The 522-nt window shown below is 46.9% G+C and carries 2 tRNA genes; both read right to left on the reverse strand.

From position 1 onward, the window contains the following. Window positions 1-274: 274 nt before the first annotated feature. A tRNA-Ala gene (locus tag EYB30_RS16290) sits at window positions 275-350 on the reverse strand. Window positions 351-443: 93 nt separating this feature from the next. Then, window positions 444-520 (reverse strand) — tRNA-Ile (locus EYB30_RS16295). Window positions 521-522: the final 2 nt, after the last annotated feature.

Consider the following 522-nt stretch of genomic DNA (forward strand, 5'->3'; position numbering starts at 1 on the left):
CCCAAAATGTCTTGAGATGTACAGTGTGCTTTGCTATACACTCTCTCGCTTGAGTTCGAGAGGTTGCTTAGCTTGTTTTTACTACTATCAGCTTGCCAAATTGTTAAAGAGCGGTTTGAGATTAAACTCAAATATAAAAACTTAATCACATTAAGTGCTTATATTTGAATTTCCAGAGCAATCATCAGTGTAACCAACGACTTTTAGGCTAGGCGCAGTGAACCGTAGCATACTTAGGTATGTGAGGTTCGCTGCAACAACGCATAAAAGGTGTTGGTGGAGTTAAGCGGGATCGAACCGCTGACCTCCTGCGTGCAAGGCAGGCGCTCTCCCAGCTGAGCTATAACCCCAATCAAATGGTAATTCGTTGGCAGGCTAGGCGCAGAGGACCGAAGCATACTGTCGTATGTGAGGTGCTCTGCAACAACGCATGGCAGCGAATTTGGTGGGTCTGAGTAGACTCGAACTACCGACCTCACCCTTATCAGGGGTGCGCTCTAACCACCTGAGCTACAGACCCAA

The sequence above is a fragment of the Rheinheimera pleomorphica genome (assembly GCF_011634895.1).
Taxonomy (GTDB): Bacteria; Pseudomonadota; Gammaproteobacteria; order Enterobacterales; family Alteromonadaceae; genus Alishewanella; species Alishewanella pleomorphica.